Raw genomic sequence first — 16,042 nt, 5'->3', positions numbered from 1 at the left:
CGATGGGGAAGGCAAATGGAAATTAGGAATCAGGGGCGTGGTGTTCATGCCCGCGAGATTCCGGGCCTCGCAAAACTAAGGGGGCTTCCCCACGAATGGTACGCTTTCACCAATTTAGAGCTGTCAATCGGTCCCGGACAGTATCGCGAGATCGACATCGTGATGGTGATCGAGGACCGCGTCCTGCTGGTCGATCTAAAGGACTGGAACGGCCGCATCACCAGTGGCGACGGCCGTTGGTACCTTGGCGATCGAGACATGGGCATCTCTCCGGTCGAGAAAATCCGTGGCAACGCCCGCAAAGTTGCCGAAATATTCAAGACGCATTTACGCAATTCCAAAGAGAGGCACAGTTCCACGCAGCCCAAGCTGCTGCCTCCGCTGTTCCAGGGGATCGTCGTTCAATCCGGGAAAGCGCCGCTCGACGAAATCGCGGGAAACGAGACGAATGGCGCATTCATGCTCGACGAGTTCGTTTCCTTCGTTCGGGATGCGAACCTAAGGAGCAAGCGGCTCAATGTACCGCAATTCATCGACAAAGAGATCCCTCTGACGGGAAACAACAGTCTCTGGCGAACCGTCTTCGAGCGCTTCTTCAATGCTGCAGGCGGACAGTTCAAGCCGGGAAAGCGCCGCTACGGTTCCTATCGCGCGGTCTCGGATCAACCGACGTTCAAGCATTCGTCCGATGCTTACGCGGAATTCGAAGTCGAGGACGAAAATGCCGGAAATGCCAAAGGGCTTCTGCGTCGATGGGATTTCTCAAAGCTGGAAGGACGCTTCCAGACAGAGACCGGCCGAAACGAGATAGCCGGCCGGGAACGCAAGGTCATCGCGTACCTGAACGACCGAAATCCGAACATCGGCACGATGGTCCTTCAGCCGAAAGTGGACGATGTCGAACGAAGCGTGGGATATTGGGAGATATTCGAAACACGAAGGCGACTGAAACGCCTTCCGGATTTCGTCGCGAGCGAAGCCCTCCATTTGTCGAAAACAAACCGCATCGAGCTGGTGCGTCAGTTTCTCGCACGCGTCAAGGCGATCCACGAACAAAGTGCCGCGCACCTCGATCTCGGCCCTCATAGCGTGTGGCTAGAGGCCCCATCGATGGTGAGAATCTCCCACCTGTTGGCGGCGCGCTTCCCCGACGTTGAATCTCTTGGCGAGCATCGCTACAAATTCCTCTCCGCGGCCCGGACTCCCGAAGATGTTGCTGGCCAGACGTCCGATCCCAGATCCAAGGATTGCTTTCTAGCCGGCATCGTCGCGCATCAGCTTTTATTCAACGTTACACCGGCAACTGAGAACGCCGACCATCCTCCGGCATGGGACAGCTCAGTCGACGAGAGCAACACCTTCCCCGCACTTCATGGCTGGTTCGGAAAATCTCTGTCGTGGAATTCTGGCGAGCGTTTCGTCGATGCCGGCGTGATGCTGGACGCGTTCAATTTGGCCTGCACTGAATCTCCATCATCCGGTGAGGTGCTTGCCAGACTCGAGAGCTTTCGTAGTTGGAAGACGCAGCGTCAGGTCTTTTCGGACTTGCCGTGCGAGCGAGAAATTTCGGTCGACGACAATCGCGAGATCTGGCTGAGCAAGCATGAGGGCCGACCGGTTCTGGTCAAGATGTGGAAGCGCGCCGCGTGGGGTGATCAGCAGACAGAATTGCCGCGGCTGCTGGATTTTTTGGATAAGGCCGAGACGCTCAGATTGAGCCCTCCTCCCGGGTGCGTCCCAATACGCAAAGTTTGCTGGATGCCCGACGCCATTGTCTTGTTGCGCGACTGGATCGACGTTTCGACGCTCGCGGAAGTCATTGAGGCGAAGACGGGAGCACTCGCGTCTGAAACCGGAAGCGTCCGGCTGCTAAAGCAACTCTCCGAGCTCGTCGTTACTCTGCACAAAAGCGGTATTGCACACGGCGACCTAAAGCCGTCCAACGTACTGGTGTCGACCGATGGCGAAGCCGCTCCGCTGCTGATAGACTACATCGACTTTTCCGCTGGACCCGACGGAGATATTGTCTCGAACGCATACGCCCCAATTGCTGGTGGCGATCGCTTTTGTCGCGACCGGTTCGCCGTTACCAAAATTGCGGAAGAGGTATTCGGCGCATGCGGCATTAAGGGCATGCGCGCCATCGATATCGAGAAGGCAATTCGAAGTTGCCGGATCGGTCCACCGGAAAATGCGACCCTACTTCCCCTCATAGATAGCTTTGAGACAATTCTGGCGCCATCAGCCAATGTCGCAAGGCCGAAGCTGACCCTGTCGATCAAGAATGCGGAGGTCGGACCGCTGCTCTCGGACGAAGGGGTCTTCGGTCTCAGGTTCGCGAAAGGATCCCCTATCTTGTTCATACGGGGAGCGTCCGAAGAGATCGGCATTCGCCTGAATGACCAAGGCCGTCCTACCGTCGCATGGCGAAAATCGCTGGAGCAGAAGCAGATTTCCTCCATCTCGCGTCACGAGTTCGCCCGGATCGAGCTTGACGTGGAAGTCCGTTCATCGACCCACATCGACCTTTCCGAGGCAAACCTAGTACTCGACGACGCCAGGTTTCGCGAGGCTTGGCACGCACGAACCAAGGGCGACGACGCGACGACGGGCGTGGCGGAGGAAGGTGCCGAAGCAGTCGACGCATCGGGAGACTTCGCGGAAGACGCGCTCGCGGAAGCCGTCGAAGGAGAGCATCCGGTGGATGAGGTCGCCGTTCCGGTGCTTTGGCGAGCCCTAATTACGGCGGAAGAGGAATTGACAATAGAAGGGACCACCGCTGGCGACAGCGCCTTCCGTCGCGATCGCGCGCGGCATTTAGCCAGATTTGAACTCGAACAAGGCACGCTGGATTTCAACCGCGAAGACATGGTTTTCGTCGAACGCCTCGGTCGTAAAGGAACGTGGCGGGAGCTTGGATTACTCGACATCGAGCGTTCCACCCCCTCCTTGATTAGTATCGACGCCAGCCGTCGCAATCCCGATGCGCGCGACGGGTTGATCGCGGACGAGACCAGACTTCGCTTTAAGAGTCACTTCGAGACGACGAGCCGCACGCGCCGGGAAGCGGCCACGACCAGGATCCTCTCTCGTCAAAGTGCCGTGCCGGATTTGATCGATCACTTCGATCCGCAGTGCCTGTCTTCGCCGTCAGTGCATCCGAAGATCGTCGAAGCCGATGAGATAAAGTCGCTCTACGGCCTCAATGACACTCAAGCCGAAGCCTTCGAACATCTAACGCGGGTTCAACCCGTCGGGCTCCTTCAGGGGCCGCCCGGAACGGGGAAAACCCGATTCATAGGCGCGCTCGTTCATTTTGCCTTGACCCGGAAGCTGGCCAGGAACGTCCTGGTCGCCAGTCAATCCAATGACGCCGTGAATAATGCTGCGGAAGCCATTCTCGCCCTCTTCGATCCGAATGACGGCCAGCCGTCGATTGTGCGCGTAGGCCAGGAAGGTTCGGTCTCCGAACGCCTCCTGCCGCACCACTCTGGCCGGGTCGAGGCATCATTCAAGCACCGGCTCGAAGCCGATTTGAAGAGCAGAATGAGACTCATCGGCTCGACCCTCGGAATCTCATCCGCTGCATCCGATCAACTAACCTTCGTAAATCATACGGTTCGGCCCGTCGTCGAACGATACCAGGAGCTCTTGCGATCCGGTCTAGGTAGCGAAGATAATCGGCTACGCGGGCTGCGGCAAACGATGGTGCGCATGGGAGCAAAGATCGGGCTTGCCGATCGCGACGTGGAATCCGGTCTTGGAGAAAACCATCTGCTCGAGTCGATGGTCCGACATGTGGCCTTGGAACACTCAATCACCAATTATGACGCGCTTGGACGTTTCGGGTCGGTCACGAAATTGGCGAGGGACTTCTGCGGATCAGTCTCGACACGGGAGCGGAGCTTCGAGACCTTTCTGGCGGGAACACGGCAAATTGTTGCTGGCACATGCGTGGGGTTGGGACGCTCTTCCTTGGGTCTCACGAAGACCCCATTCGATTTGGTTGTCGTTGACGAAGCCGCCCGCTGTACCGCAAGCGAACTAGCCGTGCCGCTACAGTCAGGCCGCTGGATCGTTCTAGTAGGCGACCAGGCGCAACTGGAGCCACAGCACAAGCCGGAAGTCGTTAGGGAGGTAGCTGCGACGACCAACCTTTCCAAGCGCGATATCATGCGCAGCGATTTCGAACGGATGTTTCTATCGGGCTACGGTCGGAAGGCCGGCAGGCAACTAACGCAGCAGTACCGGATGCTCGCCCCTATTGGGCGGATGGTCTCGGCATCCTTCTATTCCCAAGCCCTGACGCACGAACGCTCCAAGCCAATCATCGATCCGTCGGCATATCCTGAGAGCTTGGGCAAGGTCGTCACATGGGTCGCGACTGACAGCGGCCGCGCGCGTTCTTATCAAAAGCCAGATCCGGACGGCGGCTCGAGCCTAATAAACCCGGTCGAGGCCGACGCCATACTCGCCCTTCTGAAACTCTGGGACGCGCACCGCCCGTTCCGAGCCTACCTCGATCGCCAGGACCCCCGCGCACATACTATTGGGATTGTCTGCATGTATGCGGCGCAACGCGATCTGATACGGCATAGGTTGCGAATTGCCGGTCTTAGCGAGCCAATGAGGTCGAACATCGTTGTGGGGACGGTCGACAGTTATCAGGGCAAGCAGAATCCTATCGTTATCCTCTCGCTTGTTCGAAATAACGACGATGGTCAGGTCGAGTTCGGGCGTGCCACCATAAAGCAGGGCTTCATGGCTCGCCCCAATCGAATCAACGTGGCAATAAGCCGAGCCATGGACCGGCTGATCGTGGTCGGCGCCCGCTCAAGATGGCCCACCGGTGGCCCAATGCATCGCGTGGCGGATGCATTCGCACGCGAACTGCAGACGAACCATGCACGTCTCCTCGACGCAGCGAGATTGGGCGGCGATATTTCGTCCCGGCGCGAACATCAACGGAAGCCGGGCCACTCTAAAAAGCGAAAAATGGCAAAACATGACCGCAAGTAGGCCAAAGCTTTCGCTGCCAAAGTACCGGGGGGAAGATGAAACACACGACGCCCTCTTCGACGTCGCGGTATACGATGTGTTGTTGCCATGCAGGCAGTTCGTTGTGCGTCATAAAGTGACCGAAGCCGGTCGTGTCTCAATGACTGCTGAATTTCTGCTTCGGTTGCTACACTCCGCTGACGGCATCGACGAAAAGGATTTTGGCACGTTCTTTGGGTTCGATCTGGGGGAGAGAAGCTACGTCATTCGCGAAGCTGAAGAAGCTGGTTACATAACGAGGCGAAACGGCAGGCTTTGGCTAACGACGATCGGAAGGGGATTGTTCCGGATTGGGACGGACGAACCGCAGATTTACGAAGTCGAGCAGAAAACGGTCACCGCTGGCTTCGATCTATTATCGCTTGCCCCGGCGATATGGGATTCGCTCGGGATATTTGAACTCAACCTCCCAGAGCTAAAGATAGCGGATACCCAGCGGGTTGCCGGCGCCCGTAAGTTGGTGCCAGAATCGTTTCGGAAGTTTTACTTGGAGTTCGCGCCGAAATTCCATAGCGCTCAGTCAAAGCCGCGCTTCCTGTATTCCGTGGACCACGTAGATCCAGGCAATCGCTTTTCTTCTGTGGTGCGTGTCGTAGTAAAATCGCGCATTCGACAGCCCGGATTTCCCGAACCCGATCTTTCAGAATGGAGGACCGGCTATGACCTGGACGACCGCAATGAGGTCGTTGAGCGTTGCGCGGCATTTCTGTCAGGTCTGAACACTCCGCGCCGCCCCACCGACAAGGACGGCTACCGCCTCCTCCGGGAAATTGCGCCAGCATTCACAGCCAACTACGTGCGCGGCACCGAATTAGATCCGGTTATGCTCCTAAAGAGCGCTGTAAAAGCGACCGAAGACATGCATGCGGATACTCCTCCGTCCCCAGTCTATACTGCCGCGATCGCCGGCTCGCTCTTCACCCACGCGAACGCCCACAAGTTGTTCGAGACGCTTAGACATTCGATAGAGCGTCGCAAGGAGCGCCCGCCGGTGTCTATTTGGGTGGTGCCGCAAATTACTGCATGGGGCGCGACGCGCATTCTACCGATGATACTCGAACAGCTTGAGGAGCTATTAGGACCTACGAACGATGAAGGCGCCCTAAACCCATCGCCACGTTCGATCGCGCTTGTCGCCGGAGATCCGCAGCGCTACCTTCGCGAAGCGTTCGACCTGGTTGCTTCCGGGCCGGCCAACGGGGTGGTGCCGCCTACGGTCGAGATATTTATTGTTCCCGGTCACGTTGTCGCGATTACGGTTCACGCCCCGCTCGGTACGACGCAGAGTTTCCCGGTCCCAGTTGGGCTGTTGAGTTTCGACGCGCCCGTCGTTCAACGAGCACAGGAAATACTGTCTGACTATATCAAGTTCTTCTCGCTCGCCACGGGTAAATCAGTTCTGCACGACCACCACGCATTTATTGAACATGCCTTGAGATAGAACCTTTAGCGTTCAGGGATAATCTCCGGCCGTCATCGTAACAATATGCGGGGAGCGATTCTCCTTCATCAATTGTCGACTGAAACTCAGCGCGATCAGCAGGACATCCGTCGCCGAATGGCGCGTTTGAGTGAGCCCCTGGAACGTTGCGTTCACTCTCACGAGCGCAATCTCGCAGATTGGCGCAGTACGCTGCGCTACGCGCGAGTGACCCAATGCACACCAACTTGCGACATCAATCGCCTGCGTACGCCTCAAACCAGACCGGTACTGCATTTGGTACTGCACAGCCGATCGGGACCGCGCTTAAGAGCTGATTGTACTTCGCTTTTCGAGATGTCCCGGTCCAATCCATCATGGGCGCGACACTAAATTTACATTTATTTTCAACCACTTAAATCTCTGTCGGTCCAGTCCTGGGAACACACGGCAACGTATCTATACTGATTTCGCTGGGTTTTTTAGGGATGGTTCGATTATTTAGCCAGTTCTGACCAGCACGTTGCTACAAAATTTGCTTTTGCCGGGGCATCACCGACCGTAATCGGGTCGTCTTCCGGATTCATGGGATGCCCGTCCTTCAGATTGTGAAACGACTTGTATGGCGCTGAAGAGCAAAGACGCAACTGATGCCGAGCTGACGACGGCATTTCAAAAGACCGGCGGGCCATTGTTTCTTAAACGGGCAGGCGCTTGGATACGACATTTAGAACTATCTTCATCTCGATCGTGCACGCAAACCATCGAGGCATCCTCGACCTTCGTTCAACCGGTGGAACCGAAAAAAGCTCGGAAGATGTGAGGCGGCTCACATGATCGGGATGAATTAGAGCCTACTCCATCGTGGCGGATGCCACTCCGGATGGAGATGTCGGATGAAGCGCCTTATGCTTTCGCTCGTCACAGCCCTGGTCGTCATCGGTGCGGCCACCAGCGTGCTCAAATCGCATGCACTTTTTCGCTCTGCACAGAGCGGCATGCCAAACATTCAAGAGCTGCAGACCGGCCGGGCGAGCGCGCTGCCGGAGCAGGAGATCGAGGACCGGTCCGTTCTGTTTGCCAGAGACCGGACGCAATAGAGCAGCATACCGGACCGCCCCTCTTTCAGCTGCGCCCCTTCATTCGGCCGCAGCAGTTGCTGGTTGCGGCCGTTGATCGTTCGGTCCGGTTCGCCCACTCTGCTCGTCGAGCCAGAGGCTGTGATGTTCGCGCGCCCAGTTGAGGTCGACCTCACCTGAGCCCATGGCCTCGAAAGCTCCCTCCATGCCGATCGTGCCGATATAAATATGCGCAATCATTGCGGCCACGAATAGTACGGCCACCACGGAGTGGATGATCTGGGCCATCTGCATACCTTCGATGCCGCTGATGTAGAACGGGAACATCAGCACGTATCCCGTCGCTGCAACGAGGCCACCCCCGATCACGACGATCCAGTAGATCATCTTCTGGCCGGCATTGAAGCGATAGGCCGGCGGATGATCATGGCCGACGATGCCCCCTCCCCGCTTGATCCAGGCAACATCGACCTTGTTAGGGATATTTCCCGCGATCCACATCAGGAAGATCAGGATGACGCCGATGGTGAACGGGAAGCTCAGATAGTTGTGGGCATACTTCGCCCATTGCGACCACTCCGAGAAGGCTTCAAAGCCGATCAGTGGCAATAGCAGCGGCCGCCCGAAGGTAATGTTCAGTCCCGAGATGGCGAGGATGATGAAGCAGGTAGCTGTCATCCAATGCACGAAGCGCTCAAACACGGTGAAGCGCACGATGGTGCGACCGGATCGTCCGCTTTCCAGGCGGACCATGCCGCGCGTCAAATAGAAGACCAGGAGAACCGCCAGCATGCCGAGGATGGCGCCGCCGCCAATCCAGCGTAGCGCGACGTTGCGGAATTCACGCCACTCGCGGCCGGCCGGTTGCAAGAGCACGCTGGAGCGCTGGTCGGGAATGCTGACACGCCCCTGGATCCGGTCCATCTCCTGGAGCAACTGTCGCTCGTTGACCGAGCTCGCTGTCGGATTGATCTGCTGGGCCAATGACGGTGACGGTGCCGCCATGATCAGCAGAAGCAATACCCACGCGCGGATGGTTACTCGAATGAACCTTCCAAGTGACGGCATCACTTTCTCCTCGGCATCTATGCAGCGTGGCCCTGACCTGCATCAGGACTCGATCGTCTCGCGATAGGCGGTCTTCCAGCCCCATGCGCCTGAGCCGTAGCCGCGCTTCAACACACGTTCCTTGTAGATCTGGGCGATGATCTCGCCGTCGCCGGCAAGCAGCGACTTGGTCGAGCACATTTCGGCGCACAAGGGCAGCTTGCCTTCGGCGAGGCGGTTTGCACCGTACTTCTCGTATTCCTCCTTGCTGCCATCGGCCTCGGGACCGCCGGCGCAGTAGGTGCATTTGTCCATCTTGCCGCGCGAACCGAAGTTTCCGACCTTGGGATATTGCGGCGCGCCGAAGGGGCAGGCGTAGAAGCAGTAGCCGCAGCCGATGCAGAGATCCTTGGAGTGCAGAACCACGCCGTCGGCGGTGGTGTAGAAGCAGTTCACCGGGCACACCGCCGCGCAGGGCGCTTCCGTGCAGTGCATGCAGGCCATCGAGACGGAGCGTTCGCCCGGCTTGCCGTCATTGATGGTGACGACGCGGCGCCGGTTGATGCCCCAAGGGACCTCGTGCTCATTCTTGCAGGCCGTCACGCAGGCGTTGCACTCGATGCAACGGTCGGCGTCGCAGAGAAATTTCATACGTGCCATCGTCGTTGCTCCTTACGCCGCCGCGATCTGGCAGAGAGTGACCTTAGTCTCCTGCATGTTCGTCGCCGGATCGTATCCGTAGGTGGTGATCGTGTTCGCGCTTTCGCCGAGGACGATCGGATCGGTGCCCTTCGGGTAGTTGCTGCGAAGATCCTTGCCTGCGAGCCAACCACCGAAGTGGAATGGCATCCAGGCAACACCCTTGCCGACACGCTCGGTGACAAGCGCCTTCATCCTCGCCCTGGAATTGTTCTCGGCACCCGTGACCCAGACCCAGCCGCCGTCCCTGACACCACGCTCGGCGGCATCGGCAGGATTGATCTCGATGAACATATCCTGCTGCAATTCGGCGAGCCAGGGATTGGTCCGCGTCTCCTCGCCGCCGCCCTCATATTCGACCAGACGGCCGGATGACAGGATGAGCGGAAATTGCTTGGCGATCCCCTTCTCCACCGCCGCCTTTTGAACCGAGAAGCCGATATTGGGCACGCGGAACTGCTTGGCGTCAGGCAGCGTCGGATATTTGGCCACCAGATCGACGCGTGGCGTGTAGATCGGCTCGCGGTGAACCGGAATGGGATCGGGTAGACCGAACGCATGCATGCGCGCCTTGCCGTTGCCATAGGGCACACAACCATGCATCAGCGCGACGCGCTGGATACCGCCCGAAAGGTCGAGCGACCACGACACGGTGTCAGGATTGGCGGGATTGATCTTGTTGATGACAGTCATTTCGGCTTCGGTGAGCTCCGTGTCCCAACCGAGCTTCTTCAGGCTCGCCAGCGTGAATTCCGGATAGCCGTCCTCGATCGCCGACCCCTTGGAGTACGAGCCGTCCGCGAGCAGGCTGACCTTGCGCGTAGTGCCGTCCGGCAGCTTCTCCTCGCGCTCCAAACCAAAACGCGGCCGGAACGTGCCGCCACCATCCATCACGTGCAGATTGGTGTTATAGAGGAGCGGCGTTCCCGGATGCTTGACCTCCGGTGTCCCCCAGCACGGCCAGGGCAGACCGTAATAGTCGCCACCGACCTCCGGATCGTCCTTGGGCGCCCGCATCGTCAACATATCGAATTTCGCCTGGTTCTTCATGTGCGCCTTCAGGCGCTCGGGCGATTGCCCGCAATAGCCAGTCGACCAGCTGCCGCGGTTCATCTCGCGCAACACATCCTCCGCTTCGGGCAGATTGCTCTCGACCTTGATTTTCTTGAACATCTGGTCGGCGAAGCCGAGCTTCCTGGCCATCAGATAGATGACCTCGAGATCGTCCTTCGATTCGAAGATCGGTTTGACGATCTGCTCGCCCCATTGCAGCGAGCGGTTCGAGGCGACGCGCGATCCCTTGCACTCGAATTGCGTGGCCACCGGAAGAATGTAGACACCATCCTTGCGCCCGGCCTCGACCGCAAGCGATGCCCAGGTCGTTGGATGGGGATCGGCTATGACGAGCAGGTCCAGCGCCTTCAGGCCTTTGAGAGACTCCGGAATGCGCGTGATGCTGTTGCTGGCGTGTCCCTGAACGAACACTGCTCGCACATTGTCCTTCTGAGCGACCTGATCCTTCGGCAGCGTCACCGCCTCGAACCAGCGGGTGAGCGGAATGCCGGGCGTTTCCATGATCTGCTTGGAATCGAAGCGCGACTTCAAGAACTCGTAGTCGACGTCCCAGACCCGCGACCAATGCTTCCACGCTCCCTCGGCGAGACCGTAGTAGAATGGCAGTGTCACAATATCGAGCCCGACATCGGTCGCGCCCTGCACATTGTCGTGGCCGCGGAAGATGTTGGCGCCCATGCCCGGTCCGCCGACGTTGCCCGTCAGGAGCAGCAGGATGCAGCTCGCCCGCACGTTCGCGGTGCCGACGGTCTTCTGGGTCTGGCCCATGGCCCAGATCAATGTCGACGGCTTCTCGGTGGCGAACACCTTGGCGACCCGCTTGAGCTGTTCGGTGGGAATGCCGGTGACGCGCTCGACCTCTTCCGGATTCCATTTCTCCACTTCCTTGCGGAGATCGTCGAAGCCGTAGACGCGCTGCCTGATGAATTCCTTGTCCTCCCAGCCGTTTTGGAGGATGTGCCACATGATGCCGTAGAGCACCGGAATGTCGGTGCCCGGACGCATCCGCACGTATTCCGTCGCGTGCGCCGCTGTGCGCGTCATGCGCGGGTCGATGACGATGAAGTTGGCCTTTTGCAGTTCCTTACCCTCAAGCAGATGCTGCAACGAAACCGGATGCGCCTCAGCCGGATTGCCGCCCATGATCATCTGGGTCTTGGCATTGCGAATATCGTTGTAGCTGTTGGTCATCGCGCCGTAGCCCCAGGTATTGGCGACGCCGGTGACGGTGGTCGAATGGCAGATGCGTGCCTGATGGTCGGTGTTGTTGGTGCCCCAAAACGCCCCGAGCTTGCGGAACAGATAAGCGCCTTCATTGGTCATCTTGGCCGAGCCGAGCCAATAAACGGAATCGGGTCCCGATTTTTCGCGAACCTCGAGGATCTTGTCGCCGATCTCGTTGATCGCCGTGTCCCAGGAGACCCGCGTCCATTGGCCGTTCACGAGTTTCATCGGATAGCGCAAGCGCCGCTCGCTGTGCACGAGCTCGCGTACGGAAGCCCCCTTCGCGCAATGAGATCCGCGATTGATGGGGGAATCCCAGCTCGGCTCCTGGCCGATCCAGACCCCATTCAACACTTCCGCAGTCACCGTGCATCCGACCGAACAATGCGTACAGATGCTTTTCTTGACGGTCGCGCCTGCAGCCAGCGGACCGGCCATAGCCGCTTCCGCCTTACGCACGCCGTAAACCGGCATGGTGCCGAGTGCCGCGAGCGCGCCACCCGCAAGGCCGGACCGGCGCAGGAAAGTGCGGCGATCGAGACCGCTGGTCTGGCTTGCCAGGGCGTCCGCGACTGAACCGCGGCGGTCGGATCCTGAATGCTGATCTGTTCGCTTGATAAGCACGGTAGCCTCCCTCAGGCGGGATAGCGGTTGACGCGGTAATAGGCCTTCACGTGATCGGATTCCTTGTAGCGCGCCTTGCGCTTCTCATCGTTGTTCTCGCTATCGGCTTGCGCGGAACCGACGAGTGGCGTCGCCAGTGTGGCACCGGCAGCCACCGTGCCGATGCCAACCTTGTGGAGGAAGTCGCGCCGTCCGACTGTCGCCTTCTTTTCATCGCTCATCGCATCTCTCCCAGACCAGCCTGTGCTGGTCACTTAGCAGCGAGTCACTTGGCGGCAAGTCACTTGGCGGCAAGTCACTTGGCGAACGAGAATCCCTGTCTCTCGATCTCGATAAACAAGCGGCCGAGCGCGCCAACCGCACGATAGAACTTTGCGCTTGCCGCCTGCTCCATGTCGGCGAACAGACGACCCATCCAGGACAGGACATGTTTTTCGAATAGAGCGCGCTGCGCGACGGACGGCACTTCCAAGCGGCCGTCAGCCATTCCTGACATGATCTCGCAAAGGACGGCGGCATGATCCTCGGGCTCGGAATTGTTCTCGGCGCGCTCAATGCCGAGTACCGCGAGATCGGCCCGCAGGCGTGACAGCGGGCGTTCGTTGAGGAAGCCGGTCAGATAGTAGGAGGCGTAGGGCAGCAACTCACCGCGGCCGAGACCAACGAACAGGTCAAAATATTCGCGCTCGAGCTGACCTGCGTTCGCACGCGAAGCAGCGTCCGCCAAGGCTGCGTGGGCCTGACCGAGCGGGGTCCCATCTCCGCTCAAACCCGCGAGGCGATCGAGCAACCTCTTGGACGGCGCAGCAGCGAGCAAGGAGGCGAGAAGGGCGTATTCCTGCGCTCGCGCGACATCGACCGGATCGATGCTGTCTCGCGATATCGTACGCTCGTGCTGGAGATTGGGATAGAGATCAGGCCGCAGCTCCGCGCGGGGAACACCGGTTGCCGCCTCCACCGCAACCACACGCTGAGCGGGTATCTTGCTCCAGTTCGAAATCGAGGGCTGGCTGATGCCGATTTTGCGCGCAAGCAGGGCTACGCCGCCTGCGGCGTCAATGGCACGATCTAGCCCGGCGTCACGCACATGGACCTCCGTTGCCTGAGACCCGAGTGACTGATCTTGCTTACGTAACAAAGCGCTAGCAAGCGTAGACCTGGTTCCGCAGAGGGTCAATCGCCGTCGCATAGGTCGAGGCTATAGCCTTTGGTCGAAAGACTACCGAGGCAGGGCACCGCCATGTGTGCGCCGCCGAACGGTATCGGCTTCCGTGGCCGGTTGCGATGCGATGGGAGCTGCGATCTCCGCGGGGACCGCTTCATCCGGCTCCTCTTTGAGCACAGCAGAGTGCAGAACGACCGCATCCGGAACATTCGAGCGCGCTTGCGGCTGCATCGACGTGTCAGTCGTTGCATCTGCGGCGTTACGCAGGCCTCCGACGATCCGGTCGACCCAGGCGGCCACCTCGGCCTGCGAGCAATCGAGCGGTCCGAACCCCGGCATGGCGTTCGGATCGTTAAAGTCCCAGGCGTTCTCGGCAAGCCCCACGAAATCGCGGATTGCCGGATCGGCCGACCAGGCATGGCGCAGAGCCGCGCGCATCAATTCCTGCGGAACACCTTTGCGCAGGAACGCGGTGATGTCGGTCCCAGCTGTGATCGAATCGATCGACGGCAAACTGCCGAGATCCACTTCCAGTTCGGCCTCGGCCGCCCGGGATGGCACCGGAGCCGCACCGGCAGGCCTGGCTGTTTCCGCCAGCGGAGCATTCGGTTTTGACTCGCGCTTCCGGCGCGACCAACGTGCGAGGAACTCTTCCTCGGTCATTCTTGCCCGCCCTCATGCTGCCGACGCGACAAGGCCTCGGGATCGGCGCGCCGTCGCTCGCGTTTGACGAACTCCCTCTCGACGTGGTGTTCGGCGACGAAGCTTTCAATCACCTCGCGCATCACCGCGGGCATCGGTACGGCTTCAACCAGATTGTCCGCTGCCTCGGTAAACCCCTCTCCTTCCGCAGGATCAGCGGTCGCGGCGGCGATCGCATAGGGCCAGGGGCCCTCGGATGGGCTCAAGACCACCCAGATGCTCGGCGTGCCGGAAGCAACATTGTCGCGGTAACGCGCGGTTTCCGACACGTACAGATCAACATTTGCGCTGCCGGCATAAAACAAGGTGTTGCGCTCCCGCTCCCGCAAGATTGTCCAGGGCTTCGTATCCGGTTCGTCCGGCAACACGGCGGCGGTCCGCCAGATAAAATCTGCCCAGGGCGACTCCGCCTTGCGCCGTTCGACGACGATGCCGACGGGGATACGCAGGAGTGGCAGGACCGCGCTCATGAGATGGCTTCCAGGCGCCTGATCGGGAGTCCCGTCAACAGATTCTGTGGTTTCATGCGCAGCTTCTGATCGGCTGTCGTCGCCAGGATCAGATAGACCGGCTCGCCCCGCAAGGTCTCCATGGCGAGGCCAGGATCCGCAAAGGTCAGGCGAAACAGCGAAAGGACTTGCCCTGCGCTGTGCTCGTCAGGCTCATCGCCTTGCCAAAGCCGATCGCCGATTTTGGTGGCTTCAGCGTCCAACCCGATATACCAGGTCAGGCTCACCTCGCGTGGTTCCGTGAGAGGTTCAATGGCAACATCGATCCCGAGCAGATGGCAAACCCAACGTGTCATCGCCTTGGCCAGCGCGCGAGACCCTCGCCCGCCCGCGCTGAGATCGAGGGCCATATCGAACCGGTCGCTGCGCTTCCAATAGCTCTCGGCGTTTTCCGCGCTCAACACATCGAGCTGGGCGTCCGTCTTGGTCCCCAGCATCGAGATCAGCGACAAGATAGGCGTCGGGCTGCGACCGCCGACGACTTCATCATCGCCAAGCAGCAAGGCCTGTTCATGCGGAAGGATCCGCTGCGGCCGGAAGAACAGCTCGGCAGCACGCAGCACGAACGGATCGTCGTCGCCATCAAGAGCGTTGCGCAGGATCACATGCACAAGCTGATTGATGAACAGCGGCGGCAGATCGTTTGACCGCGAGCGCAGGGCTGAGAGATACGCAGCCTCGAGCGTTGAGTGCCGCAACATGAGATCGCGAAACCCCAGCACGAAGCGCCAGTTCTCGCGCGCATCCTCATCGGCGATCGCGGTGACGTCGTCCGCTCCGACCGCCCGGCGCGGATCGGCGAGCATATCGCGATGCAGTCTTCGTTCGACCGGGCACGCGTCCCTCGGCGGCATCAGCTCGGGACGGGCAAAATAAGCCTTCAAGAATTCGTCAGTGACACAAAGTCCGCCGCTCTCGTCGCGATCGAGCAGATGATGGCCGCATGCGATCCAAAAATCATTCATCCTCAACTTCCATGAACGAGAATGCCTTGCCATGCCCCTGCCCTTCCCGCAGTTGCAGCTTGCGGAAGGCCTCGTGGACTTCGCCGTCGCGCGCCGAACGGTGGACCGCAATGAGCGAGCTGATCGGATGCGTGCAGAGCGACTGCGCAAAGGCGACTTCCTCTTCCGCGGCGGTCCTCGCAATGGCGATGTCCGGTGCGCCGAACCGATCAACGAGTTGCCTGGCGAGGAGTTCTATCAGCGCCTGGCAATCGTCCTCGGTCGCCGGAACAATCTGCGCCAGCGTCGACCATCCCCAGGATCGCACGCCGAGAAAGCCGCTGCGGAAGGCGGCGCGCGCCTTTCCGCTCAGCTTCGCCGGATCCTGATCGCAGAAGCGGAAGGCGCCGGAGACGACCCATTCGCCTGATACTGCCGGCAGGTCAAACACGAAGGTGTCAGAGGCATCGAGCGCGATGGTGCGTAGAAGTTTCACC

At 59.6% G+C, this 16,042-nt stretch carries 12 protein-coding genes; 3 read left to right on the top strand and 9 right to left on the bottom strand.

Annotated elements, in window-relative coordinates:
- The first annotated feature begins 15 nt into the window (after window positions 1-15).
- The 3 genes from B5V03_RS01375 (at window position 16) to B5V03_RS01365 (ending at window position 7,578) form a co-directional block, all read left to right on the top strand.
- Window positions 16-5,019, top strand: coding sequence for an AAA domain-containing protein (locus B5V03_RS01375; RefSeq protein WP_129267481.1), 5,004 nt, complete (start codon window positions 16-18; stop codon window positions 5,017-5,019).
- The gene (locus B5V03_RS01370) at window positions 4,904-6,499 is read left to right on the top strand and encodes a hypothetical protein (protein WP_129267480.1); all 1,596 of its coding nucleotides are present in this window, start codon (window positions 4,904-4,906) and stop codon (window positions 6,497-6,499) included. The genes B5V03_RS01375 and B5V03_RS01370 overlap by 116 nt, the downstream gene beginning before the upstream one ends.
- 875 nt (window positions 6,500-7,374) lie before the next feature.
- Window positions 7,375-7,578 carry a hypothetical protein gene (locus tag B5V03_RS01365; protein WP_129267479.1) on the top strand — a complete coding sequence of 68 codons (204 nt, stop codon included), beginning with the start codon at window positions 7,375-7,377 and terminating at the stop codon, window positions 7,576-7,578.
- A 39-nt stretch (window positions 7,579-7,617) separates the two neighbouring features.
- Here B5V03_RS01365 and B5V03_RS01360 read toward each other — a convergent pair whose 3' ends face one another.
- From B5V03_RS01360 to B5V03_RS01315, 9 genes are all read right to left on the bottom strand, one after another.
- Window positions 7,618-8,625, bottom strand: a complete 1,008-nt coding sequence (locus B5V03_RS01360; RefSeq protein ID WP_129267478.1) for a formate dehydrogenase subunit gamma — start codon at window positions 8,623-8,625, stop codon at window positions 7,618-7,620.
- Window positions 8,626-8,667: 42 nt separating this feature from the next.
- Window positions 8,668-9,264, bottom strand: a complete 597-nt coding sequence (fdh3B, locus tag B5V03_RS01355; protein WP_129267477.1) for a formate dehydrogenase FDH3 subunit beta — start codon at window positions 9,262-9,264, stop codon at window positions 8,668-8,670.
- 12 nt (window positions 9,265-9,276) lie between these two features.
- Window positions 9,277-12,225 carry a formate dehydrogenase subunit alpha gene (locus tag B5V03_RS41265; RefSeq protein ID WP_164987710.1) on the bottom strand — a complete coding sequence of 983 codons (2,949 nt, stop codon included), beginning with the start codon at window positions 12,223-12,225 and terminating at the stop codon, window positions 9,277-9,279.
- Window positions 12,226-12,236: 11 nt separating this feature from the next.
- Complete coding sequence (locus B5V03_RS01340) at window positions 12,237-12,446, bottom strand: twin-arginine translocation signal domain-containing protein (protein WP_129267475.1); 210 nt, start codon at window positions 12,444-12,446, stop codon at window positions 12,237-12,239.
- A 74-nt stretch (window positions 12,447-12,520) separates the two neighbouring features.
- Entirely contained in the window at window positions 12,521-13,312 is a 792-nt protein-coding gene (locus tag B5V03_RS01335) for a molecular chaperone TorD family protein (RefSeq protein ID WP_129267676.1), read from the bottom strand.
- A 132-nt stretch (window positions 13,313-13,444) separates the two neighbouring features.
- Window positions 13,445-14,053, bottom strand: coding sequence for a DUF3306 domain-containing protein (locus B5V03_RS01330; protein ID WP_129267474.1), 609 nt, complete (start codon window positions 14,051-14,053; stop codon window positions 13,445-13,447).
- Entirely contained in the window at window positions 14,050-14,562 is a 513-nt protein-coding gene (locus B5V03_RS01325) for a DUF3305 domain-containing protein (protein WP_129267473.1), read from the bottom strand. The genes B5V03_RS01330 and B5V03_RS01325 overlap by 4 nt, the downstream gene beginning before the upstream one ends.
- Entirely contained in the window at window positions 14,559-15,566 is a 1,008-nt protein-coding gene (locus tag B5V03_RS01320; protein WP_129267675.1) for a DUF6352 family protein, read from the bottom strand. The genes B5V03_RS01325 and B5V03_RS01320 overlap by 4 nt, the downstream gene beginning before the upstream one ends.
- Window positions 15,559-16,041, bottom strand: a complete 483-nt coding sequence (locus B5V03_RS01315; RefSeq protein ID WP_129267472.1) for a DUF6505 family protein — start codon at window positions 16,039-16,041, stop codon at window positions 15,559-15,561. The genes B5V03_RS01320 and B5V03_RS01315 overlap by 8 nt, the downstream gene beginning before the upstream one ends.
- Window position 16,042: the final 1 nt, after the last annotated feature.

Source organism: Bradyrhizobium betae (assembly GCF_004123905.1).
Lineage (GTDB): Bacteria > Pseudomonadota > Alphaproteobacteria > Rhizobiales > Xanthobacteraceae > Bradyrhizobium > Bradyrhizobium betae_A.
This window is presented reverse-complemented; position numbering and strand designations above follow the sequence as displayed.